The following is a 20205-nucleotide window of genomic DNA, read 5'->3' on the forward strand; positions in this document are numbered from 1 at the left end:
TCGCGTCAGTAAGGGTGCAAGGACGCAATCGAGAAGGGAGTGACGAGGCCGCATGCACGAAGCAAGCGATCAGGAATTGATTCAAGGTGTGCAAACAGGTGATGACGCCTGTTATCGCTTGCTGGTGGAGCGGTACCAGTCCCTCGTCTATACGATTGCGCTGCGCATGGTGCGCGATCGCACCGAAGCGGAGGACATCGTACAAGATGTGTTTTTGAAAGCCTTCCGCACGCTCGAACACTTCCGGGAGGAAGCGAGTTTCAAGACGTGGATCTGCAAGATCGCGACGAACCGCTGCATCGACTGGAAGCGCAAGCACGGCGTGCGGCAGGAGCGAACTGCGCAAGTCGAAGAGGCGGCGTGGATTCCAGACACGACGGTTGAACGCCCGGAGCAAGCACTGGTTCGGCGGGAGACACAAGCGGAAGTCAGGCGGTTGATCGAGGAGATGCCGGAGAAGTACCGGAAAATCCTGATCCTGTATCACTTCCAAAACATGAGTTACCAAGACATCGCAGACGATCAACAGATTTCGCCGCGCACGGTGGAGACTCGGTTGTACCGGGCGAAGCAGATGATGCGAACGGCTTTGAGAGGAGGGGAATCGGATGACACACATGAGCGAGAACTTGCTGTGGAGGTATCTGGAGGACGTTCTGGACGACGCTGAACGCGACGTGGTGGATGCACACCTGGAGGTGTGTGACGCTTGTGTCGATCTCTTGGCCGAAGTGGCGGCAAGCCATGGTGATGAGGAGTTTTGGCTGGAACAGCCGTCGCTTGATTTGACAGATCGGGTGATGGAACTGGTGTTGGAATCCGGGCGTGTGGAGCAAGCGGCGGCGAAAGTGGTGCCAATGCCTGTGCGACGTCAATCCCCGAAGCTTGAAGTGTTCACGCGCTTCGTGACAGCGGCGGTGGTCACCGGGTTCATGATGCTAGGCTCGTATGAAGCTGCCAAAGTTCAGCAATTCCCCGTCGTCGGCACGCTCCAAGAAAAAGTGGAGGAAGCCTCTGTCGACACGGCGGCCCTGTACATGTCCGTCCACGACTGGATTGATAGCCTATCTGCGAAGATCTCAAATTAATCATCTGAATGGAGGAACGACCATGCATTGTCATACCCATACCGATCAACCCGTAGCACGGGAGTGCCGCAGTTGCCACCACCTGATCTGTGCGGAATGCGTCGTACTGGTAGGGGAGGACGCGCTGTGCAAGTCTTGTGTCGCCCAACAGTTGCTCAGCCGCAACACGTATCAACAAGCGAAACCTCAACCGACGGTACATCTCCACAAAACGACCGACCCGCAAGCAGAAGCGATGAACACGTTGCTTCACAAGGACGAAGCGTTGCACAGACCGGTAAAAAGCGGATTTCTCACCGTGTTGTTCTCCTTGTTGCCAGGACTGGGCCATTACTACTTGGGCTTGGAAAAACGCGGCTTGAACTTGATGCTGATGTTCTTCGGCTTGATCTTCCTCGTCTCGATCGTCCCGAATGTGGTGAACTTCCCAGTCGGGCTGGGCTTCCCGATCCTCTGGTTCTACTCGCAGTTCGATGCGTTGAAGTTCCGCACGCTGATCAACCAAGGGGCGAACTACCGCGATGAGCCGATCCTGCCGCAGATGATGCGCTATGTAAACTTGAAGTACCTCGGCTGGTTGCTGGCGCTGTTCGCGGTGATGGGAATTTTCAGCAACTTGCTTGATATCCTCCCGATCGATTACACTATGAAAGCCATGATTAAACAACTCACCTCCGCGTTCGTCTTGCTCGCGATAGGGTTCTGGATCTTAAAGGGCAAGAGCGTGCCGTTCTTGCCGAGAGAAGAGAGTGAAGATCGCAACCATGCGTAGAATTGGAACTTTGACCAGTGCGTGCACCTTGCTCGCACTTGGTCTTTTGCTTTTCTCAGATTTGCTGTGGAGCTCCCATTGGTTTTTGGGCGGCTTGAACTTTTGGCCAGTGGTGGTCGCAGGTCTCGGGACGGAACTCGTGTACAGTGTGTATAAGATTCGACGCAAGCGCCTGCCAGAACGATTGAAACTCGACGGGCGTTCGCTTGGGCTTTTGTTCCTCGTCACTGTGTTCTCCGTCAACTTCTACCTCACGAGCAGCAATGTTGCGGAGGGAGCACAGGAGGAGGCCGCGGCAGCCCCGATCCCGTCCTCGCTGTTCTCCGTCACTCAAAAAGACGTGCCCTTGCCAAAACTTGGCGCGATGCTACAGCCGGACAGCCACCAAGTCGTGATTCAAAACCCACTTGGCAAAGTCGAAGTCGTCGGCACGGAAGGCCGGCTGTTGCGCATCGAAGGCATTGCCCACGTCACGGGGCAGGATGAGGCGATGCTTCAGAATCAAGCGCTCGGGTTGGCGCCGATCGTCGACTTCGGCGCAACGATGACCGTCGCCGTGCGGGCAGGCAAGTTGGACGGCGAGGAAAAGGACACGCGCCGTGTCGATCTGCGCATTGAAGTGCCCAAAGGGGTTGAGCTGTCGATTCACGCTGAGCATGGGGACCTCAAAGTTTCCAACTATGAAGGCGCAACCACGCTCTGGACGAAGTCCGGGGCGATCAGTGTGGACAAGCTCACCGGTGCGCTCACCGCCGTGTCCTTGAACGGCAAGGTCAGTGCCAAGGGCATCACAGGTCCAGTCACGCTCAATGCCCAACAAGGCGGGGTGGCGGCGACCGATATTCTGGGCGACGTCGTCATCAAGTCGGACAGCGGGGATTCACAAGTCCAGAACATCGGTGGCAAACTGGATTTCACAGGCAACTATGGTCGGATGTCAATCCTGTCGGTCGAAGGCGATACCACGATCCACGCCAACAACGGCCTCGTCTCCTGTGACGACCTGGAAGCAGGTCTGGCAGCCACGCTGCAGGACGGGGAGTTCCGCTTGACTGGCGGACGTGTCGAAGGGGCGTGGACGATCACCTCGACGAACACCAAGGTCAGCCTGAGTTTGCCCAAGGACAGCGACCTCAAGTTCCTCGGTGAAACCAACAAGGGCGTGATCAAAGGCCCAACCAAGCAAAGCCCGGGCAGTGGCACGAAAACGGGCGCGTTGATCACCGAACAGATGGGAACGGGCCACAATCCGTTGACCGTGCGTTCTGACAACGGCAGTATCTTCGTCGACCTGCACGAGTAGTGTGGCAAACGAACAAAACCCCTATCCAGAGATAGGGGTTTTGTCAGTTGTAGAGGGCTTGATCAGTCCATGTCGATTGCGTCCATCATCGATTCTGCGATGCGACCCATGTCATCGCTGGACTCGCCAGCTACGTTGTTGCGGCGCATCATTTCCCAAGCTGCGATGCCAACGCCAGCACCGACAACCAGTGCGGTTACGGTGTTGATGCCGCGTTTGCGACGGGGCATCATGTCATTGATAAGTTCCCACATGTTCTACCACCTCCCGTGACTTTATTTTTTACACTTTTTCTGAGAAGATACGCTGTTCGAGTTGGCGAAGTGTGGTATTATATTGTCAGCTTCATAAATAAAACACACAGGTGTGGGGTAGATTAAGAGATGAATATTGTAAATCGTGACGCTGAGTTAAGAGCCAATCTAATTAACATGTTTATCAGGATTAATAACTTGCTGATCAAGCATGGCAATAGCAACCGTCTGGCTGGGGCCTTTGGTCTCTCGCAACAGCAATGGACGTTGCTCAGCGTGTTGTACCGCAGTGGACAAGGCATGACGATGACTGAGCTTGGCAAGAACCTACTCGTCACCAAAGCCAACATGACGGGGATGATCGACCGGCTGGAGCGCGACGGATTCGTATCCCGTCACCCGGACCAGTTCGACCGCCGCGTCACCAAGGTATTGCTGACCGAGAAAGGCAATGAGTTTATGTTAGCCATCAAAGGCCCGCGCGACCAGTTCAGTGAAGATATGTTTGCTGATTTTTCGGGCGACGAATTAACCAATTTTTGCGGATATTTAGAACGTTTGTTCAATCGGTTGGATCGCTGACAGATGGGAGACTCCCCGTTCGGAGGATGGGACCGCAACGAACAATCTCATAGCGACAGAGAAAAGCGGCGTCCCGTGTGGACACCGCTTTTTTATGACTGGGTAGGTTCGTCGGGAGTTGCTTCCTCGGCCGGTTTCGGTTCCGGGATCGGCAACGTGCCATCGTTGACCGCTTGGATGAGGTCGAACAGTTCTTGGTTGGTAGGCATGCCGCGATAGACATAGCGAACGATCATGTCCTTGTCGAGGATGTAGACGGTGCGCGCCTGCATGAAGCCCATCAAGGTCGGAATGCGGAAGTGGTAGGCGAGTTGCCAACGCTCATCATAGATCAGCGGGAAGCCGAAGTCGTTTTTGGCGGCGAACTTCTGGTGCTTCTCCGGTTTGCCTGGATTGACGCCAAACACGACCGTATCGAGCGCTGCATAGTTCGGCAGGGCATCGCGCGCTGCACAGAGTTGATTGCGGCAAGTTCGCGTGTTGTTGAGCGGGTAGAAGATCAGGAGCACGTTTTTCTTGCCTTTGTATTTGTACAGATGGACAGGCCCTTCGGTGCTGTCCATTTTAAAGTCAGGTGCTTGTGCGCCAACGTCTAACAGCATGGAGTCAACTCCTCGTCTCAGTCGTTCAGCATCAAGTCTATCGAAAAAAACCATCCCTCGCAACTGAAGAGAAGCAGGAGAATTCTCTTTGAGACCGAAATAGTGAAAATCATGTCGTATTTTGACGAAAATGGAAACGGAAATGGAGTGATCCGAACGTGAAGATCTGGCTCACCTACCTGCGCCGACCGGAACTCCTCTTGTTCGTTGTTCTTTTGAGTATTGGGGTGACCGAATACTTGATTCATGGCCACACCACGGGTGCGCTGTTGCAGGAGGCTCTGTTAGGGGCAACGGCGTTGTATAGTCTGATCTGTGTGTTGCGTCAACGCCCGCAGAGTCGTTCGCTGTCGGTGGATCTGATGACCGGGCTGCATACGCACCGCAAGATCACCGAGCTGTTGCAGGAGGCCCTCCAGCGTTCGGATGAAGTGAAACAGCCGGTGACGGTGCTCTATCTGGATGTCGACGATTTCCGCCCGATCAACAACCACTACGGGTATGCGACGGGCGATCTGGTCTTGCAATACCTCGTGGAGCAGATGCGGTTGGATGTGCGACCAAGCGATCAGATCGGGCGATATGGTGGCGATGAGTTCGTGATCGTGTTGCCGGATACCAGTGCAGAGCAAGCGGGGGCGATCGCGCAAGGGATTCAAAAGCGCCTGCGGGAGCAGCGCTTTTTTGCCGGGCAGTATGAGGAAGCCCTGCCGGTCACGATGTCGATTGGGATCGCTGAATATCCGCACGATGCCCGCACCGCCCAAGACTTGCTGGAGGCGGCAGCAGAGTCGAAGGAGCACGCCAAGCATGAAGGTCTCGCGAAACTTCAACGGCGCAGTCATCTCGAAGAGATCCAGTCCTATGTCACGACCGGCTCCGACCTGCTCGAACTGTACATCCTCTCGCTGAAGGACAAGGACACCTACACCGTTCAGCACTCGGAGGACGTCGCGGACTACGTGCGGTTGCTGGCCGAGGCGTTGCAACTGCCAGAATCGACACAGCGCGAACTGCAAGTGGCCGGACTGTTCCACGACATCGGCAAGGTGCTGATCCCCGACCCGATCTTGAAGAAACCAGGCCGCTTGACCGACCAAGAGTATGTCTCGATGAAAAACCATGTCACGATCTCGCATGAGATTCTCGCTGACCATTACACCAGCGAGACGATGGAACAGGGCGTGCTCTACCACCATGAGCGCTTCGATGGACGCGGTTATCCGCTGGGGTTGAGCGGGGACGCGATTCCCTTGGCAGGTCGCATCCTCGCGATCGCCGACTCGTTTTCTGCGATGACCCTCGACCGCTCCTACCGCAAGAGCAAGACGATCGAGGAGGCGCTGACGGAGATTCGCCGCTGTGCAGGCGCGCAGTTCGATCCGCTGTTAGCCGAGTTGTTCTGTGATACCATCGAACAGTACGGAAAAAAGAGAGCATAGCCGCCCGGCTGTGCTTTTTTTATAATAGAGGGTAGACAGCAAGAGGAGGACCTCAAACCCTATGAGTAAATTGGCAACCCGAGATGGCATCGGGTCAGATCTGTTAGATTGGTATGAAGCCACCAAGCGCGACCTGCCCTGGCGGCGGACGCGCGATCCTTACGCGATCTGGGTATCGGAAGTGATGCTGCAGCAGACGCGTGTGGAGACGGTGATTCCCTATTGGGAGCGGTTTTTGGAGCGCTTCCCGACGATTGAAGCGCTCGCAGATGCGCCGGAGCCGGACGTATTAAAACTCTGGGAGGGGTTAGGCTACTACTCCCGCGTGCGCAACCTTCAGAAGGCCGCTCAGGTGGTCAAGGAACGTCATCACGGCATCGTGCCCGATAACTTGGACGAGATGCGTGCGTTGCCCGGTGTAGGGCCGTACACGGCGGGTGCGGTGCAATCGATCGCCTATGATCGCGATGTGCCGGCGGTGGATGGCAACGTGTTCCGCGTTCTGTCGCGCCTCTACCTCATCGAGGACGACATCATGAAGCCCAAGACGCGCAAAATCTTTGAGGACCTCGCAGAGTTTCTGATCCCCGCAGGTCGTGCGGCCGCGTTTAACCAAGGCTTGATGGAACTCGGTGCCCGCGTCTGCGTCCCGAAAAACCCGCGCTGTGGCACGTGTCCCGTTCAAGCGCACTGCAAAGGGTTCGCGGAGGGTGTCGCCGAATCACTGCCCGTCAAGGAAAAGAAAAAACCCCCGCGCCCGGTCGACATGACCGCCGCGATCCTGCGCGACGGCGACCGCGTCCTGATTCGCCGCCGTCCGGACAAAGGGCTGCTGGCGAGTCTCTGGGAATTTCCTGGCGGTGAGCGGCTGCCAGACGAGACGCTGGAGCAGAGCCTCACCACCCACCTGTGCCAAGACCTCGGCCTCACGGTTGAGCCCTTGCACCTCTTCGCCCAAGTCGAACATACGTTTAGCCACCTGCACTGGAACCTGCGCGTGTACGAATGCGCGGTGCGCTCTGGGCAGGTGCGCGTTGCAGAGGATGTCCAATGGGTCGCGCTCGCCGACCTCGAGGACTTCGCGTTCCCTGTTGCCCACCAGAAAATCGTCAAACAACTGGTCGGCTTGATCTAACGGTTCGGTATGAGATGACCGGCAAACCTGTGAATCTTTTTGATTCGTTTGAACGAATCGTGAAAACTATGTAAAATCAAAGTAGTATGACGAAGGAGGTACTGCCCATGATCGCAGTGACCGATCTCGCTTTGGAGAAGATCCAAGAGATCCTACAGGAAGAACGCGATGAGAATCTCATCATCCGTGTGAATGTCTCCCCCGGCTGAGGCGGCATGAAGTTCCACTTGGTTCTGGATGAACCGAGAGAGCATGACAGACGCCTAGAAGTCCGCGGGTTGCATTTCGCCGTCGACGCATTTGCCGCGTCGTACATCGAGCAAGTGACCGTGGATTTTGATGAGTACGAAGATAGTTTTATCGTGATCAACGAGGCGGGGCCGAACTCTGCCTGTTAGATACACGCCTCAATGAAGGGATGATGCAACATGTCGATGAACCCACCGGTTCAAGTCAACTATGATATCAAAACGATGGAGCGCTGCGTATCCGCAACGTTCGCGTTCGGCCCGACGTCGCTGAACAATCCGTACTTCACCATCTATTTCGTCGTCAACAACGCAGGCATCGTCGCGATCTACGACAAGTCGATGCCGCTCGCAAACACCCAGCCCAACGAGAACAACGAAGTTCCGTTCCTCGATGAGCTCAAAACCAATTCGATCGCAGTCAAGCAAGGCAGCAACAAGTACGAGATCCTGCGCTTCATCCACGAAGAGTTGGAGCGCATCGGCGAGAAGTTGCAACGCGAAGGCCGTCCGCTCAGCGATGCAGATCTCGGCAAACTGATGACCAAGGTCGCCAGCAAGTTCGAAGGCGCCGCACCGCAACAGTAAGCACGGAGAAAAAAGACCTGAGCCGGCAACGGTTCAGGTCTTTTTTGCAATCTAGTGTGCATACACATATACCACGAGAATCTGAGAATCGGAGGTGCATGTGTATGCGCAAGACGATTGGACAAGGGTTGGAACGCGGGGTGTTTCCTGGCGTGGTGGCGTGTGTGTCTGTACAGGGGGAGCCGGTGTTCTATGAGGCTCACGGTGCGGCGGAAGTGCTGCCCAACGAGCGGGCGATGCTGTTGGACACGAGATTCGATCTGGCCCAATTGACCCAGGTGGTGGCGACGATGCCCGCGGTCCTGCGGTCGGTGCAACTGGGCAAACTGTCGCTGGTCGATCCGATCGTTCGCTATCTGCCGGAGTTTGCCACTGGGATTGACCGCTACTCGAAGGCGCAGATCAACGCCTTCCACCTCCTGACCCACACGTCGGGACTGCCGACGTGGAGACCGATGTTCCTGACCGCACGCGGAATCAAAGCCTATCTGCGCCAACTGGCCGACACGCCGTTGGAGACAGCACCCGGCACGCGAGCGATCCAGAGCGACCTCGGCTATCTGTTGCTCGGCTTCTTGCTCGAGCGCGTCTGGGACAGACCCTTGCAGGACATCTGCGAGAAGTTGGTGTTCCAACCGCTGGGCATGACGAGCACTTCGTTTGCAGGGGAAGGCTTGCCCGCTGACTTATGTGCGGCCACGGAGATCGGCAACGAATGGGAGCGCAAGAGCTGTGACCAACGCGAAGCCGCCTCCTTCCCTTGGCGCGGCAACACGATCTGCGGCGAAGCGCATGATAGCAATGCCTTCTATGGACTCGATGGCGTGGGGGGACAGGCTGGACTGTTCTCCACCGCCGCCGACCTCAACCAATTCGCTGAACTCTGGGTGCGCAAGGGCATCGTGCGCCGCGAGCGCTTCCTCGACACCACGCTGGTGACGCTGGCCACATCTGCACATGGAGAGGCGAGCGGGCGAAGTTTTGGATTCGGCTGGGAGCTGGCCGGGGAGGCGTGTGCCATCGGGTCGACAGTCCCGTCGAATTCGTTCGGCCTCAGCGGTGGAACAGGTGTCTCCCTGTGGTGTGACCCTTTGAGCAAGACTACGTCTGTCCTGCTCACCAACAGCATCCACCCCGAGACGAGCGAGTCGCGCGCTGATGACTTGGCGAGATGGCGGGAGCAATTCCACGTCCGCGCCTTTCAAGGGTAGGGAAAAAAGACCGATACCGCCGAGGCGGGCCGGTCTTTTTTCGTGCCCGTCCAAGCAAATGGGGCTTCGATCCCATATCTTGCAAGAAGAGACCATTTTGCGAGGAGGGAGATTGGATGTTTGTCTACACAGCACTCGGAGACTCGATCACCTATGGGGAAAACGCGACGTCGCGAACCAGTCGCTATGTGCATCTCGTCGCGCAGGAAGCTGGGCAGCGGCGAGGCGGGTCGGAGGTGCAGGTTTTGGCGCGACCTGGGTGGACGAGTGGCACACTGGCGTCCGTGGCCTTTTGGAATTCTGCCTACCCGCTGCAACGAGCATCGGACGTGACGATCTGGATCGGGGGCAACGATCTGCTGGTGGCGGGGTTGCGCGTTCTGCGCGGAGCACCCGCATCCTCTGTCGAGGCAGCTCTGGCACAATACGGTCGCAACTTGAACCGGCTGGTTGCCGCCATCAAGTCGGTCAGTCCGGCGCGCCTCGTGCTCTGCACCCAGTACAATCCCTTTCCGCACTCGCAGATCGCGGTGGAGGCACTCCGGGCATTGAACACCGTGACGATCGAGACCGCGAAATCGAATGGAATTCTGTGCGCACCGACCGCTGCTTGTATCGACGGTCAACCGTCTAAACTGATCGCCGGGTATACGACAGGGCGGGTAGAAGATGTGATGCACGCACGCATTTTGCCTGTGCATCCCAACGATGCGGGGCACCGTGCCATCGCCGAAGGAATTGGTTCGATCCTGCGCTGATTCTGAGGTATAATGGAACTAACAAAAATTCTGACATCTTCCGAGGGACACCCGTGAAAATGAACCGATCCAAGTCGAAAAAAACATACGAGCAAGTCGCGGAGCAGATCAAGTGGATGATCGAGCAAGGACACCTGCAGCCAGGTGACAAACTGCCGCCGATGAATGAACTCGCGATTGAGTTCGGCGTTTCCCGTCCGACGGTGCGCGAGGCGTTCTCGACGCTGGTCGGCATGGGGCTGATCGATCTGCGGCATGGAGAAGGCACGTTCGTGCAAAAAATCGATGTGCAGACGATGATCACCGAACCGATGAACGCCGCGCTGCTGTTGGGACGCGGCAAGCTGCGGGAGTTGCTGCAGGTACGGCGCCTGCTTGAAGTCGGCACGGTCAGGATGGCTTGCGCAGAGGCGAGCGAGCTGCGTCTGGCAGCTGTGCGGAGCGCTCTGGAACGAATGGAATCGGTCTCGACCAAGCAGACGGTCGAGGAGCGGGTTGGGGCGGACTTGCAGTTTCACCTCGCCATTGCTGAAGTATCCGGCAACTATGTATTGCTAAACTTGATGAACACCTTGACGGAGACGATCCGCAGCGTCGTGCGCCTCGTGTGGTTGGATGAGGAGCGGGCGGCGGGATTGGTCGAGGAGCATCGAGCGCTCTATCGGGCGCTCCTCGCAGGGGACAAGCCTTTGGCGGAGCGGTTGATCGTAGAGCATCTCGACGCATCCGAACGGCTGATGGAGCAGAGCAAGCCTTCCCTGTAACCTCGAAGTACAGTGAGGAGGAGAGAGATGGAGCAAAGTTCAGAAAGCACCAACAGAAGTGCTCGCCTACATAAGCGGCAGCCGCTAGGGTTCCACTTGAAACGGATGTTTTTCATCACGCTCGGTTCCTTGATGGTCGGGGTGTCGCTGGAGATCTTTCTCGTCCCGAATTCGATCATCGACGGCGGGGTGATCGGCCTGTCAATCCTCGCGGCCCATCTAACAGGGTGGCCGATTGGGTTGTACACGTTCTTGCTCAATCTGCCGTTCCTGTGGGTTGGGTACAGACAGATCGGGCAAACGTTTGCGATGACGACGCTGGTGGCGGTTGCGTTGATGTCAGTGTTCGTCTCGCTGTTGCACACTAACCAGCCGTTAACAGGTGATCCGTTGCTCGCGGCGGTTTTTGGCGGCATCGTGATGGGGATTGGTGTGGGAACGATCATCCGCTATGGCGGGTCGCTCGACGGCACGGAGATCATCGCCATCCTACTGACGCGCAAAATGGCGTTCTCTGTCGGGGAGATCGTGATGTTCTTTAACATCTTCATCCTCGGCAGTGCCGGATTCGTGTTCGGCTGGGATCACGCGATGTATTCGCTGATCGCCTACTTCGTTGCCTTCAAGATGATCGACATCACCGTAGAAGGGTTGGACGAGTCCAAGTCGGTCACGATCATCGCGGAGACGCCAGACGACATCTCCGACGCGATCCAGAGCCGCCTCGGTCGGGGCGTGACACACATCTACGGCAAGGGTGGCTTCACCGGAGAGGACAAGGAACTGCTATACGTGATCGTCACGCGGCTTGAAATCGCCAAACTCAAAAGCATCGTGCTGGAGTTTGATCCAGGTGCGTTCATCGCCATCGAGCATGTCGCAGATGTGACGGGCGGGCGGTTCCGCAAGAAGGCGATACATTAAAAAACGGACGTGCATACGAAAAAGCCCCGCTGTCGGAGACAGCGGGGCTTTTTTTTCCCAGTTGAAGACCTGTAAATGTAGACGTATAATGAAAGTTGGGATTGTTTATTGCGTAATAAATTGTGACTTCGGTCCTACGTCAGCGAAACTTGCGCTGTCGCTGAGGTCACCGATGCTGATGTTGTATTCACCAGAATCGAAGTTGGAATTCGACATGCGATCGGAGAGGTTTTGCTTGATCGCGTCTTTTTGGTCGGAGGACAGCGAGTTGAAGATTTTTTTCATGCTCATCTCTTCGGTCGGGTATTCACCGGAATTGGCAGCGCCTGTTGCGCCCATTTCCATCAACGACAGAGCGGATGAAGCAACGCCTACAAAGAGGCCGACGGCCAATGCGATCGAGAGGCCATGCGATTTTTTTGCCATTTTAGGATCTGTCCTTTCGGTAACCCGGCTGCCTTAGCGGGGGAATCCCCGTCGGTAGGCCCGTGGCTTTGCGTCCCACCCTTTCGGAGTGGTATGCCCTTGTCGTTTGATAGACCGATTTATTATCCAAGAGTAGGTAAGTTAATAAGCTAAAATAACGTCATGTCCTGTTCTCTATATTATTCGTGTCTAATCTGAAAGTCAAGTGATGTTCAGGACTTTATACACTGTTACTTTGTAGTGCATTAGCCTTATGATACGAGAGAGAAAGAATATGAAAAGGGACGATGATCTGTGACGAATAATCATGACGAGTTCCTTCAAACGGACGAATTACCGAGCCGCAGCGCTCGTACAAAAGACAAGAAAACCAACCCCTTTCGTCAACTATTCAAGCGTAAACAAAAAATAGACACTGGTGCAAAAGTCCCGCAAAAGGTAGTCGAAACGCGACAATCGGTTGCACGAGGTGAAACCGTGACTCCAGACCTATCTGAGCTACCTGCTCGGGTGAAAAAAGTCATTGAAGCCCCTGCACACGAACAAGTCGCGGCTGGGATCGAGGATGCGAGGATCGAGGACGCGCGGGTTGAGTTGCCGGAAACTCCGCTGGAGCCGAAGCCCAATGAGCTGGTGTTCTATCAAACCTTGCAAGCGGTGCAAGAGCAGGCCACCGCTCTGGCGGTTGCGCATCCCGCCGTTCCGGTGACGGTGAACACGCGCAAAGGGTTGCCGCGCTGGGTGTGGATGGTCTTGGCCGGGTCGCTGGTCATCAATCTAGGGGCCGGCTACCTCGTCTACAAGTACCGCAAGGACAACGCGACCCCCGCAGCCAAACCAGCCGCAACTCCGGCCGTCACCCCGGCGGCACAAGCTGCTGCCGTGGCCGCGCTAACACCGCAACAGCAAGAAGCGCTGAAGCAGTTGGCTGCACAACAAGCAGCCGATACCGTGCCGATCGTCAGGCAGGAAGTCGCCTGGTCGCTTGAACAAAAAGAAGCGCTCTCCAAAGGGGAGCGCACCCGGATCGAATCGGTCCTGAGCACCGTCAAAAAACCTGACGATTTCAAAAACGGCTCCTTCAACTTCGTGTTCGTCACCGGGGTCAACCAAGTTCAGGCCGTACACGGCGGCGGAGCGATCGTCTCCGCTTTTGTCAGCAACGGCTATCTGAAGGGATACTCCCCGAAGTTGATCAAACTGAACGTGTATTACGGGGCCCAACTGATCCTCTCCGGTGCCTACAATGAAAAACTCAGCCAATGGGCACCTAACGATGTCTACATGATCCAGTTTGCCTTCACTCCGAACGACATTCGTGACGCTGCAGTTTTGGACAAAGTGTCCAAGAGCCCGACGGAGCAAACCAAACTGCGCTTTGAAGCGCGGATCGCCTTCGACCAAGCATCGAACAAACCGGGCGCTGAGAAGGAAGAAAAGTGGGAGCTGATGAACACCCACACCGACGTCCCGGTCATTAAGAAGTAGACAGGCGGTAAATTCAGATGAAATTTCTCCTACTCAAATACTTCAAAGCGATTCAGAAACGCCTCTGGCTGATCGTGCTGTTGATCATCTTTGCCGTCGGGACCTCCTATGGGGTGACCAAGTATACCGTGACCCCACAATACCGGGCAACGACCAAACTGATCGTCAACTTGAAGCCGACCGAGGATGTCGAGGCGTTCCTGAGCGATGTCATGGCCTATCCGAAATTGATGAAGACGTACAATGAATTGATCAAAAGTTATACCGTCACCTCGGCGGTCGTCGCACGGTTAGGTCTCAAGATGACACCTGAGGAATTGGGGGCCTCCGTGACGATCACTTCGATCAATGAATCGCAGATCATCGCGATCCAAGTGCTCGACACGGACGACAAGCGGGTGACCCAGCTCGCCGATGAGATGGCGTACACGTTTATTGACAAACTGGAGCACATCATGCAGGCGGATAACGTCTTCGTGTTGGACAAGGCAGCCGGGCGCACGCCGACCAAGCTCAAGCCGAACCTCAAAATGAACTTGGCGATGGCGGTCGTGCTGAGTACCCTCGCCGGGGTCGGCGGCGTCGTGCTGCGCGAGTACCTTGACTCCACCTTGAAAATGCGCGAGGAAGTCAAAGCGGCGCTCAATCTGGTCATGGTCGGTGAGATCAGCGTCTGGGGTCCACGGAAAAAACGCTTCGCTTGGGTGCGCAAACTCAGCTTCAAAAGGCTCCTGCTCGGCTGGAACGGAGGCGATGGGCGCAACCCGAAAGCCTACCAGCAAGCGGCAGCCTCGTTGGAACACTCGATGTTGCGAGCGGTGCCGACCAAGCAAAATCGTCGGATCTTGGAAGACTATCAGACGCTGTACCGCAACCTCGTGCCGCTGAGTGTCCTGCAGGAGATCAAGACGCTGGCGATCACCTCCACGGTGCGGCAGGAAGGCAAGACGACCGTGTTGACGCACTTCGCCGTGCTGCTCGCCCAGAGTGGCCAGCGCGTGCTGCTGATCGATGCGGACGTGGAGCACCCGACGTTGCATTTCATGCTGAGAATTCCCAATGACATCGGGCTAGGCGACTGCCTGACCGGGCGGGTCGGCGTGCAGACGGCGATCCATGACACCCGAACGCAGAACTTGGACCTGCTGCCGATTGGCAACATGACACAAGCGGGTGTGCGAGCGCTCGGCACACAACCGTTCGAGTTACTGTTGCAAGAAGTGCGCGAGAAGTATGACATCGTGCTGATCGACACGCCTGCCCTCGGGGAGTCGCTGGTACCGCAAGTGGTCACCCCGCGTGCAGACGGTGTGCTGTTCCTCGTCGGCAGCGGTACGGTCGATCGTGACCAAGCCTTGTTGGCGCTTGATGCACTACGAGCGGCCGAGGCGAACGTCATCGGTGCAGTGCTCAACAACTTTGAAGGCAAGATGGAGAAGTCTCCCTTTTTCCTCGAACGCATCGACAACCAGATCAAGCTCAGCCAATAAAAAAGGACCCCGCGGGACGGGGTCCTTTTTCTTATCTCGTGGTGCAGGAGTTTTTCGAATAGACGTTGTTGTACATCGTGCGGAAGGCTTCGAGTTCGCGCTCCAGTGAAAAGTGTTCGTGGATCGTCTGCAAGGCACCCTCGCTGACTTTGACCAGCGTCTGTTCATCGGTGTACAGGCGGGTGGCTTTCTCGACCAACTCGTCGCCGTCTGCATAGAGGAATCCATTCTCGCCGTCTTGGATCAAGTCACGGTTGCCAGGCACGTTCGAGGCGAGGATTGCCCGTCCCAGCGACATCGCTTCCAGCAAGGCATGTGACAGCCCTTCGGAGGTGGAGGTGTTCATCACGACATCGGCCGCACGGTACAGGTCTGCGATCTCCTCATACGGCACAGCGCCGAGGTAGCGGGCGAAGTCGGTATGTGTCGCAAACTGCTCCAGCACTTCTCTGTAGGTCGTGTCATCGAGTTTCTGGCCGGCCAGCACAAACCGCACTTGCGGATGCTGTTGGTGGACTCTCGCCAACGGTTCCAGCGCATCGAGCGGGCGCTTGACCGGGCGAATCCCCGCTACCAGCAAGAAAATAAAGTCGTCATCCTGCAAGCCAAAGTCGGCGCGCGTCTTGCCTACGCCCTGTGGCAGGTCGATTCCGAGGTTGATCGTCATCGCCTTGCCACTTGCTGCCGGATACACGTCGGCGAGACTGTCGGCTGCAGCTTGGGTCAGACAGATGATCGAGGACGCGTACTCGACAGCTTCGACCATGCTGGGGCGTGTATCGGGATGTATCAGATGTTCATTGACATCGGTGCCAGTCATCGTGAGCACGAAAGGTTTTTGATATTGCTTGGCAATCGGTGCGAGTTGGCGACCGGTGCTGTAGGCGTTGTAGGAGTGGATGATGTCAGCCGCTTCATAGTCTTGTGGTTGAACTTGGTCGAGCGCGAGACGCTTGATGTGAATGCCATGAGGTGCCAATCCTCGTTGCAGGCGACCCGAGTACGTCCAGTTTCCGCCAGAGGGCATATTGGGGGGCAGAACGATGAGTATGTTCATATTGGATCGTTCCTTTCGAAAGGTAACTGGCCTAAATGTACCCCTTCGCGGCGTCGTTGTCTGTGCGGTAAGTCACTTTTTCTGCGGAAACCGTTTTTATGGTATGATACCAAGGAACTCTCTTTTTTATAAGTACAAGGAGTGAACTTCTATGTCGTTTTGGTATCGTTCGCCAATGGCCGTCAAGTTCCAGGTCTTCTTTTTCATCTGGACTGTCACCGTTATGGCTTTATTTGCAATGGTCGGCATCTCGATTGCCCAGATCCACTGGGGCCGTGCGTTCTGGTATTTGGGCGGTGCGATCTTGATGGTCGGCATCGGGTTTATGATTCGCAAGCGCGTTCTGCGCGCGATGGGCGAGATCAAGCCGAAGGAATAACGAAGTTTGCGGGAGGAGGGTGGCTATGGACGAGGTCAAAAAGAAAATCTACGTCGTCGATGATGACGAGAGAATTCGCTTGATCGTCATGCGCTACTTGGAAGCGGAAGGCTATGCTGTGACTGGATATGGCGACGGAGAATCGGCGTTGCAGGCATTTGCACAAGCTCCGCCGGATATGTTCATCCTCGACATTATGATGCCGGGCATCGACGGGCTGGAAGTCTGTCGCAAGCTCCGCGCCACGAGTCAGATCCCGATCATCATGGTCTCGGCCAAGGATGACGAGATCGACCGCATCGTCGGACTCGAACTCGGCAGCGATGATTATCTGTCCAAGCCGTTCTCCCCTCGTGAATTGCTCGCTCGTGTCAAGACGGTGTTCCGTCGTTTCCATATCGGGTTGCAGCAGCAGTCCCTTGCAAGTGCGCCTGCTGCTCAGCCCGAACACCTCGCGATGCGCGACCTCAAGCTGTTCCCTGAGGAGCGCCGTGCGCAGTGCCAAGCGGTCGATCTGCCGTTGACGACCAAGGAGTACGACTTGCTGTACTTTTTCGCTCGTCACCTCAACAAGGCCTTCACCCGCGAGCAGTTGCTGACCCAAGTGTGGGGCTATGACTACATCGGGGACGAGCGTGCGATTGACGATCTCGTCAAGCGCCTGCGCAAGAAACTAAAAGCAGCGAGTTCCGACTGTGAGATCAAAACCGTCTGGGGCTACGGCTACAAGGTTGAGTCATGACGCGCCGCTACTCGATCTCGCAGAAACTGATCCTGTCCTATCTGTTGATCGCGCTGGTGGCCTTGAGTGTCGGCGGCGTGCTTTTTTATGCGCTGGTCAAGCAAGCCATCACCGATGAGGCGTTCAACACGCTGGAGTTTGAGGCGCAGACCTTCCTGAACACGGTCGATGTGGACGTCGATCCCACCAACCCCCAACAAGCCTTGCTCGCGAAAAAAACATCGCGCCTGCGCATGCAATACGCGACGCGCACGATGAGCATCGCCGTCGTGATCGTCAACCAGAAAAACGGCAAGGTCGAATCGACCAACGTCGAAGGCTTGGAGGTCGGGGATAAATTCCCGGTGTCGCTCGCGAACATCGACACGGAGCAGAACAGCACTTACCAGACGGTCAAGCAAGTCGGGCAACACGAGTACTTGATCCACGCGATGCCATTGCCAGAGCCGCAATACCAAGGGCTGGACGCGGTGTTTCTCACGCCGTTGGAAAATGTCTCGCTGGTGATCAAGGACTTGATCGGAGCCTTGATCAAGGGGTTTCTCATCACCAGTGTGGTCGTGCTCGTGCTGGGGTTGTGGCTGTCTCGCTCGCTGACCAAGCCGATTCGCGTCTTGCAAGAGCAGATGAAGCGCTTGGCGAAGCGCGACTTCTCCCCGCCACCGGTCGTGACGACGGGGGATGAGTTGGAGGAAGTCTCGCGTTCGTTTGCCGCGATGGTCGAGGAATTGAAGCGTTACGACCAAGGTCAACGCCGCTTCCTGCAGAACGCCTCGCATGAGTTGAAGACGCCGTTGATGGCGATCCAAGGCTATGCAGAAGGCATCCTCGACGGAATCTTCGCGGGGGAGGAAGCGAGCACGGGGCTCGATGTGATCTCACAGGAGTCGGTGCGGTTGAAAAAGCTCGTGGACGAGCTGATCTACCTCTCGAAGCTGGAGACCCTCGAAGATATCTACGCCCCGACCGAGCAGGAATGTACCGAGTTGGTGGAGGATTCGGTTGCGCGCGTACACAGTCTCGCGTTGCAAAAAGGGATTGGGATCGCCGTGCAAGGTCGCGGCATGTACCTGATCCACGTCGACCGGGACAAGATGATGCAGGCGTTCATCAACCTCCTGAGCAACGGTGTGCGCCATGCGAATTCACGTCTCGAAGTCAGGTTGAGCCGAGTAGACGACCATGTGCGGATCGCCTTTCACGATGATGGAGAAGGGTTTGCCAACCAGACGGAGCAGCAACCCCAGATCTTCGAACGCTTCTACAAGGGCGACAAAGGCGATACCGGTTTAGGTCTCGCCATCGTCAAAGCGATTGTCGAGAAGTCAGGCGGGTCGATCGCTGCGCACAACCACGCACAGGGCGGTGCTGAGATCGTCCTCCAACTCCCGATTCACCCGTAAAAGAAACCCGCCCTCCTACGAGGACGGGTTTTTATCAACACACGGATCAATCGTAGTGTACGGTGGTGCCATGACCGTCGTAATCTCCACAATAGTGTGGAAAACCACCACGGGCGTCGATCTCCGCTGCGATTTTGGCGAGCACGTGCTGCCCACGGTCATTCAGGCAGGCTTGCAAGTGTGTCATCGTCGTCTGGTGATAGGCGAGTTCTTCAATCGTCCACTTGTTATACGAGAGATCCTGCAGTTCTTCGAGCGTGCGCCCTACGTACATCAACGATCACCTCCTGACGGGTAGGTTGTGCCGCCGGGAGACACTCTATCCGTGGAGAGTGGAGGCCAATTTGCTATGAGCACCATTCAAGTCACCGAACGCGCGAGGCAGGAATTGCTGCAATTTCGCGAGGACGAGCACGGGCGCGTCTGCGTCCGTTTTTACCTCGAAATGGAGGGTGGCTGAAGCGCCACCTACCAGTATGACTTGGCTCTGGATGAGCCGAGAGCGGGAGATCAGCAATTTGACCAAGGCGATGGGCTGCTCGTCGTCGTGGACCGGGCCACCTATTTCTACGTCGATGAGCCTTTGCGCATCGATTATGACGAAAGCGAGCGGGTGTATCGAATTCGCTCCAACAGCCAGATCATCCCGGACAAGATCCGGCTGTAAAAAAGAAACCGTCAGCCGCGAGGGCAGACGGTTTTTTATCGGTGCAGAAGTTACGCCATGATGTGGTAGCCTGCATCGACGTGGATCACTTCGCCGGTGATGCCGGAGGAGAGATCGGACGCGAGGAACAGAGCGGTTTTGGCGACTTCTTCTTGGGTGATGTTGCGCTTGAGCGGGGCTTTCTCCGCAACGACGCCGAGGATGGTGGAGAAGTTGCGCACGCCGCGAGCGGCGAGGGTGTTGATCGGGCCAGCCGAGATCGCGTTGACGCGGATGTTCTGCTCGCCGAGGTCTGCTGCGAGGTAGCGGACCGATTGGTCGAGAGCTGCCTTGGCGACGCCCATTACATTGTAGTTGGCGAGAACGCGCTCACCGCCGAGGTAGGTCATCGTGATGATGGAACCGCCTTCAACCATCAGGGTCTTAGCAAAGCGGGAGACCGCGACCAACGAGTAGGCGCTGATGTCTTGTGCCAGCAGGTAGCCTTCGCGGGAGGTGTCGGAGAAGTGGCCTTCGAGTTCTTCGGATTTGGCGAATGCGAGGGAGTGAACGAGGCCGTCCATCGTGCCCCACTGTTCCTTGAGAAGTGCGAACGCGCTCGCGATTTCTTCCTCGCGGGTCACGTCGACCTGAACCATCGTCGAACCCGGCATCGTCGACTCGACGAGCTTGAGAACGCGGGATTCCAGACGGTCACCTTGGTAGCTGAACGCCAGGGTGGCACCTGCTTCGTGCAGTTGCTTGGCGATCGCCCACGCGATCGAGCGGTCATTGGCAACGCCCATGATGAGGAACTTCTTACCGGCTAACAATTGGTTCATGTTCAATCTCCTTTGTTCATGAATTCATGAATGCAGTCCTAGTACCTAGTACTATATTGAC

At 56.4% G+C, this 20205-nt stretch carries 25 protein-coding genes and 1 riboswitch; of the genes, 19 read left to right on the forward strand and 6 right to left on the reverse strand.

Features of this window, described 5'->3' with window-relative positions; translation table 11 throughout:
* The first annotated feature begins 52 nt into the window (after positions 1 to 52).
* From C7459_RS07955 to C7459_RS07970, 4 genes are all read left to right on the forward strand, one after another.
* Positions 53 to 670: an RNA polymerase sigma factor gene (locus tag C7459_RS07955; protein WP_109688172.1), complete on the forward strand. Its 618-nt coding sequence runs from the start codon at positions 53 to 55 to the stop codon at positions 668 to 670.
* Positions 609 to 1088: a zf-HC2 domain-containing protein gene (locus C7459_RS07960; RefSeq protein ID WP_109688174.1), complete on the forward strand. Its 480-nt coding sequence runs from the start codon at positions 609 to 611 to the stop codon at positions 1086 to 1088. Before C7459_RS07955 ends, C7459_RS07960 begins: the two co-directional genes overlap by 62 nt.
* A 22-nt stretch (positions 1089 to 1110) precedes the next feature.
* The gene (locus tag C7459_RS07965; RefSeq protein WP_109688176.1) at positions 1111 to 1860 is read left to right on the forward strand and encodes a hypothetical protein; all 750 of its coding nucleotides are present in this window, start codon (positions 1111 to 1113) and stop codon (positions 1858 to 1860) included.
* Between the two features lie 94 nt (positions 1861 to 1954).
* On the forward strand, positions 1955 to 3163 hold the full coding sequence (locus tag C7459_RS07970) for a DUF4097 family beta strand repeat-containing protein (protein WP_170119350.1): 1209 nt from the start codon (positions 1955 to 1957) through the stop codon (positions 3161 to 3163).
* A gap of 62 nt (positions 3164 to 3225) precedes the next feature.
* Here C7459_RS07970 and C7459_RS07975 read toward each other — a convergent pair whose 3' ends face one another.
* Positions 3226 to 3417, reverse strand: coding sequence for a hypothetical protein (locus C7459_RS07975; protein ID WP_109688181.1), 192 nt, complete (start codon positions 3415 to 3417; stop codon positions 3226 to 3228).
* Between the two features lie 177 nt (positions 3418 to 3594).
* On the opposite strand from C7459_RS07975, the gene C7459_RS07980 reads away from it, so the two are divergent.
* Entirely contained in the window at positions 3595 to 3999 is a 405-nt protein-coding gene (locus C7459_RS07980) for a MarR family winged helix-turn-helix transcriptional regulator (RefSeq protein WP_170119351.1), read from the forward strand.
* 92 nt (positions 4000 to 4091) lie between these two features.
* On the opposite strand, the gene C7459_RS07985 is transcribed toward C7459_RS07980, so the two are convergent.
* Entirely contained in the window at positions 4092 to 4601 is a 510-nt protein-coding gene (locus C7459_RS07985) for a peroxiredoxin family protein (protein ID WP_170119352.1), read from the reverse strand.
* Between the two features lie 158 nt (positions 4602 to 4759).
* On the opposite strand from C7459_RS07985, the gene C7459_RS07990 reads away from it, so the two are divergent.
* The 8 genes from C7459_RS07990 (at position 4760) to C7459_RS08025 (ending at position 11671) form a co-directional block, all read left to right on the forward strand.
* Positions 4760 to 6043, forward strand: coding sequence for a bifunctional diguanylate cyclase/phosphohydrolase (locus C7459_RS07990; RefSeq protein ID WP_109688187.1), 1284 nt, complete (start codon positions 4760 to 4762; stop codon positions 6041 to 6043).
* A gap of 61 nt (positions 6044 to 6104) precedes the next feature.
* Positions 6105 to 7178 (forward strand): A/G-specific adenine glycosylase, encoded by a 1074-nt coding sequence (gene mutY / locus C7459_RS07995; protein ID WP_109688189.1) that lies wholly within the window; start codon positions 6105 to 6107, stop codon positions 7176 to 7178.
* A gap of 215 nt (positions 7179 to 7393) precedes the next feature.
* Positions 7394 to 7576 (forward strand): hypothetical protein, encoded by a 183-nt coding sequence (locus tag C7459_RS08000; RefSeq protein WP_109688191.1) that lies wholly within the window; start codon positions 7394 to 7396, stop codon positions 7574 to 7576.
* 30 nt (positions 7577 to 7606) lie between these two features.
* Positions 7607 to 8014 (forward strand): hypothetical protein, encoded by a 408-nt coding sequence (locus C7459_RS08005; RefSeq protein ID WP_109688193.1) that lies wholly within the window; start codon positions 7607 to 7609, stop codon positions 8012 to 8014.
* A 104-nt stretch (positions 8015 to 8118) separates the two neighbouring features.
* Positions 8119 to 9225 (forward strand): serine hydrolase domain-containing protein, encoded by a 1107-nt coding sequence (locus C7459_RS08010; RefSeq protein ID WP_170119353.1) that lies wholly within the window; start codon positions 8119 to 8121, stop codon positions 9223 to 9225.
* A gap of 116 nt (positions 9226 to 9341) precedes the next feature.
* Positions 9342 to 9983, forward strand: coding sequence for an SGNH/GDSL hydrolase family protein (locus C7459_RS08015; RefSeq protein ID WP_170119354.1), 642 nt, complete (start codon positions 9342 to 9344; stop codon positions 9981 to 9983).
* A 59-nt stretch (positions 9984 to 10042) separates the two neighbouring features.
* The gene (locus tag C7459_RS08020) at positions 10043 to 10747 is read left to right on the forward strand and encodes a FadR/GntR family transcriptional regulator (RefSeq protein WP_109688199.1); all 705 of its coding nucleotides are present in this window, start codon (positions 10043 to 10045) and stop codon (positions 10745 to 10747) included.
* A gap of 27 nt (positions 10748 to 10774) precedes the next feature.
* The gene (locus C7459_RS08025; protein WP_109688201.1) at positions 10775 to 11671 is read left to right on the forward strand and encodes a YitT family protein; all 897 of its coding nucleotides are present in this window, start codon (positions 10775 to 10777) and stop codon (positions 11669 to 11671) included.
* 105 nt (positions 11672 to 11776) lie between these two features.
* On the opposite strand, the gene C7459_RS08030 is transcribed toward C7459_RS08025, so the two are convergent.
* Positions 11777 to 12097, reverse strand: coding sequence for a hypothetical protein (locus tag C7459_RS08030; protein WP_109688203.1), 321 nt, complete (start codon positions 12095 to 12097; stop codon positions 11777 to 11779).
* Positions 12098 to 12112: 15 nt separating this feature from the next.
* Positions 12113 to 12205: riboswitch (cyclic di-GMP riboswitch) on the reverse strand.
* Between the two features lie 369 nt (positions 12206 to 12574).
* Between C7459_RS08030 and C7459_RS08035 the strand changes: the two genes are divergently transcribed.
* Both C7459_RS08035 and C7459_RS08040 read left to right on the forward strand, forming a co-directional pair.
* Positions 12575 to 13585: a hypothetical protein gene (locus C7459_RS08035; RefSeq protein WP_146200976.1), complete on the forward strand. Its 1011-nt coding sequence runs from the start codon at positions 12575 to 12577 to the stop codon at positions 13583 to 13585.
* 17 nt (positions 13586 to 13602) lie between these two features.
* The gene (locus C7459_RS08040) at positions 13603 to 15075 is read left to right on the forward strand and encodes a tyrosine-protein kinase domain-containing protein (RefSeq protein ID WP_109688208.1); all 1473 of its coding nucleotides are present in this window, start codon (positions 13603 to 13605) and stop codon (positions 15073 to 15075) included.
* Between the two features lie 31 nt (positions 15076 to 15106).
* Here the strand turns inward: C7459_RS08040 and C7459_RS08045 are convergent, their stop codons facing one another.
* Positions 15107 to 16132 carry a glycosyltransferase gene (locus C7459_RS08045; RefSeq protein ID WP_109688210.1) on the reverse strand — a complete coding sequence of 342 codons (1026 nt, stop codon included), beginning with the start codon at positions 16130 to 16132 and terminating at the stop codon, positions 15107 to 15109.
* A 151-nt stretch (positions 16133 to 16283) separates the two neighbouring features.
* Here C7459_RS08045 and C7459_RS08050 point away from each other — a divergent pair, with 151 nt between their 5' ends.
* The 3 genes from C7459_RS08050 to C7459_RS08060 are packed head-to-tail and all read left to right on the forward strand — an operon-like array spanning position 16284 to position 18656.
* Positions 16284 to 16511 carry a hypothetical protein gene (locus C7459_RS08050; RefSeq protein WP_109688212.1) on the forward strand — a complete coding sequence of 76 codons (228 nt, stop codon included), beginning with the start codon at positions 16284 to 16286 and terminating at the stop codon, positions 16509 to 16511.
* A 25-nt stretch (positions 16512 to 16536) separates the two neighbouring features.
* Positions 16537 to 17253, forward strand: a complete 717-nt coding sequence (locus tag C7459_RS08055) for a response regulator transcription factor (RefSeq protein WP_109688214.1) — start codon at positions 16537 to 16539, stop codon at positions 17251 to 17253.
* Positions 17250 to 18656 (forward strand): sensor histidine kinase, encoded by a 1407-nt coding sequence (locus C7459_RS08060; RefSeq protein ID WP_109688215.1) that lies wholly within the window; start codon positions 17250 to 17252, stop codon positions 18654 to 18656. Before C7459_RS08055 ends, C7459_RS08060 begins: the two co-directional genes overlap by 4 nt.
* A 46-nt stretch (positions 18657 to 18702) precedes the next feature.
* On the opposite strand, the gene C7459_RS08065 is transcribed toward C7459_RS08060, so the two are convergent.
* Positions 18703 to 18930, reverse strand: coding sequence for a hypothetical protein (locus C7459_RS08065; RefSeq protein ID WP_109688218.1), 228 nt, complete (start codon positions 18928 to 18930; stop codon positions 18703 to 18705).
* A gap of 207 nt (positions 18931 to 19137) precedes the next feature.
* Here C7459_RS08065 and C7459_RS08070 point away from each other — a divergent pair, with 207 nt between their 5' ends.
* Positions 19138 to 19323 carry a hypothetical protein gene (locus C7459_RS08070; protein WP_109688220.1) on the forward strand — a complete coding sequence of 62 codons (186 nt, stop codon included), beginning with the start codon at positions 19138 to 19140 and terminating at the stop codon, positions 19321 to 19323.
* 50 nt (positions 19324 to 19373) lie between these two features.
* Here the strand turns inward: C7459_RS08070 and fabI are convergent, their stop codons facing one another.
* On the reverse strand, positions 19374 to 20144 hold the full coding sequence (gene fabI, locus C7459_RS08075) for an enoyl-ACP reductase FabI (protein WP_109688222.1): 771 nt from the start codon (positions 20142 to 20144) through the stop codon (positions 19374 to 19376).
* Positions 20145 to 20205: the final 61 nt, after the last annotated feature.

Source organism: Tumebacillus permanentifrigoris (genome assembly GCF_003148565.1).
GTDB lineage: Bacteria > Bacillota > Bacilli > Tumebacillales > Tumebacillaceae > Tumebacillus > Tumebacillus permanentifrigoris.

Coding starts and splice junctions, on each gene's coding strand:
- C7459_RS07955 (WP_109688172.1), top strand. CDS start 53: ATGCACGAAGCAAGCGATCAGGAATTGATTCAAGGTGTGCAAACAGGT.
- C7459_RS07960 (WP_109688174.1), top strand. CDS start 609: ATGACACACATGAGCGAGAACTTGCTGTGGAGGTATCTGGAGGACGTT.
- C7459_RS07965 (WP_109688176.1), top strand. CDS start 1,111: ATGCATTGTCATACCCATACCGATCAACCCGTAGCACGGGAGTGCCGC.
- C7459_RS07975 (WP_109688181.1), bottom strand. CDS start 3,417: ATGTGGGAACTTATCAATGACATGATGCCCCGTCGCAAACGCGGCATC.
- C7459_RS07980 (WP_170119351.1), top strand. CDS start 3,595: ATGTTTATCAGGATTAATAACTTGCTGATCAAGCATGGCAATAGCAAC.
- C7459_RS07985 (WP_170119352.1), bottom strand. CDS start 4,601: ATGCTGTTAGACGTTGGCGCACAAGCACCTGACTTTAAAATGGACAGC.
- mutY (WP_109688189.1), top strand. CDS start 6,105: ATGAGTAAATTGGCAACCCGAGATGGCATCGGGTCAGATCTGTTAGAT.
- C7459_RS08000 (WP_109688191.1), top strand. CDS start 7,394: ATGAAGTTCCACTTGGTTCTGGATGAACCGAGAGAGCATGACAGACGC.
- C7459_RS08005 (WP_109688193.1), top strand. CDS start 7,607: ATGTCGATGAACCCACCGGTTCAAGTCAACTATGATATCAAAACGATG.
- C7459_RS08010 (WP_170119353.1), top strand. CDS start 8,119: ATGCGCAAGACGATTGGACAAGGGTTGGAACGCGGGGTGTTTCCTGGC.
- C7459_RS08015 (WP_170119354.1), top strand. CDS start 9,342: ATGTTTGTCTACACAGCACTCGGAGACTCGATCACCTATGGGGAAAAC.
- C7459_RS08020 (WP_109688199.1), top strand. CDS start 10,043: ATGAACCGATCCAAGTCGAAAAAAACATACGAGCAAGTCGCGGAGCAG.
- C7459_RS08025 (WP_109688201.1), top strand. CDS start 10,775: ATGGAGCAAAGTTCAGAAAGCACCAACAGAAGTGCTCGCCTACATAAG.
- C7459_RS08030 (WP_109688203.1), bottom strand. CDS start 12,097: ATGGCAAAAAAATCGCATGGCCTCTCGATCGCATTGGCCGTCGGCCTC.
- C7459_RS08040 (WP_109688208.1), top strand. CDS start 13,603: ATGAAATTTCTCCTACTCAAATACTTCAAAGCGATTCAGAAACGCCTC.
- C7459_RS08045 (WP_109688210.1), bottom strand. CDS start 16,132: ATGAACATACTCATCGTTCTGCCCCCCAATATGCCCTCTGGCGGAAAC.
- C7459_RS08050 (WP_109688212.1), top strand. CDS start 16,284: ATGTCGTTTTGGTATCGTTCGCCAATGGCCGTCAAGTTCCAGGTCTTC.
- C7459_RS08055 (WP_109688214.1), top strand. CDS start 16,537: ATGGACGAGGTCAAAAAGAAAATCTACGTCGTCGATGATGACGAGAGA.
- C7459_RS08060 (WP_109688215.1), top strand. CDS start 17,250: ATGACGCGCCGCTACTCGATCTCGCAGAAACTGATCCTGTCCTATCTG.
- C7459_RS08065 (WP_109688218.1), bottom strand. CDS start 18,930: ATGTACGTAGGGCGCACGCTCGAAGAACTGCAGGATCTCTCGTATAAC.
- fabI (WP_109688222.1), bottom strand. CDS start 20,144: ATGAACCAATTGTTAGCCGGTAAGAAGTTCCTCATCATGGGCGTTGCC.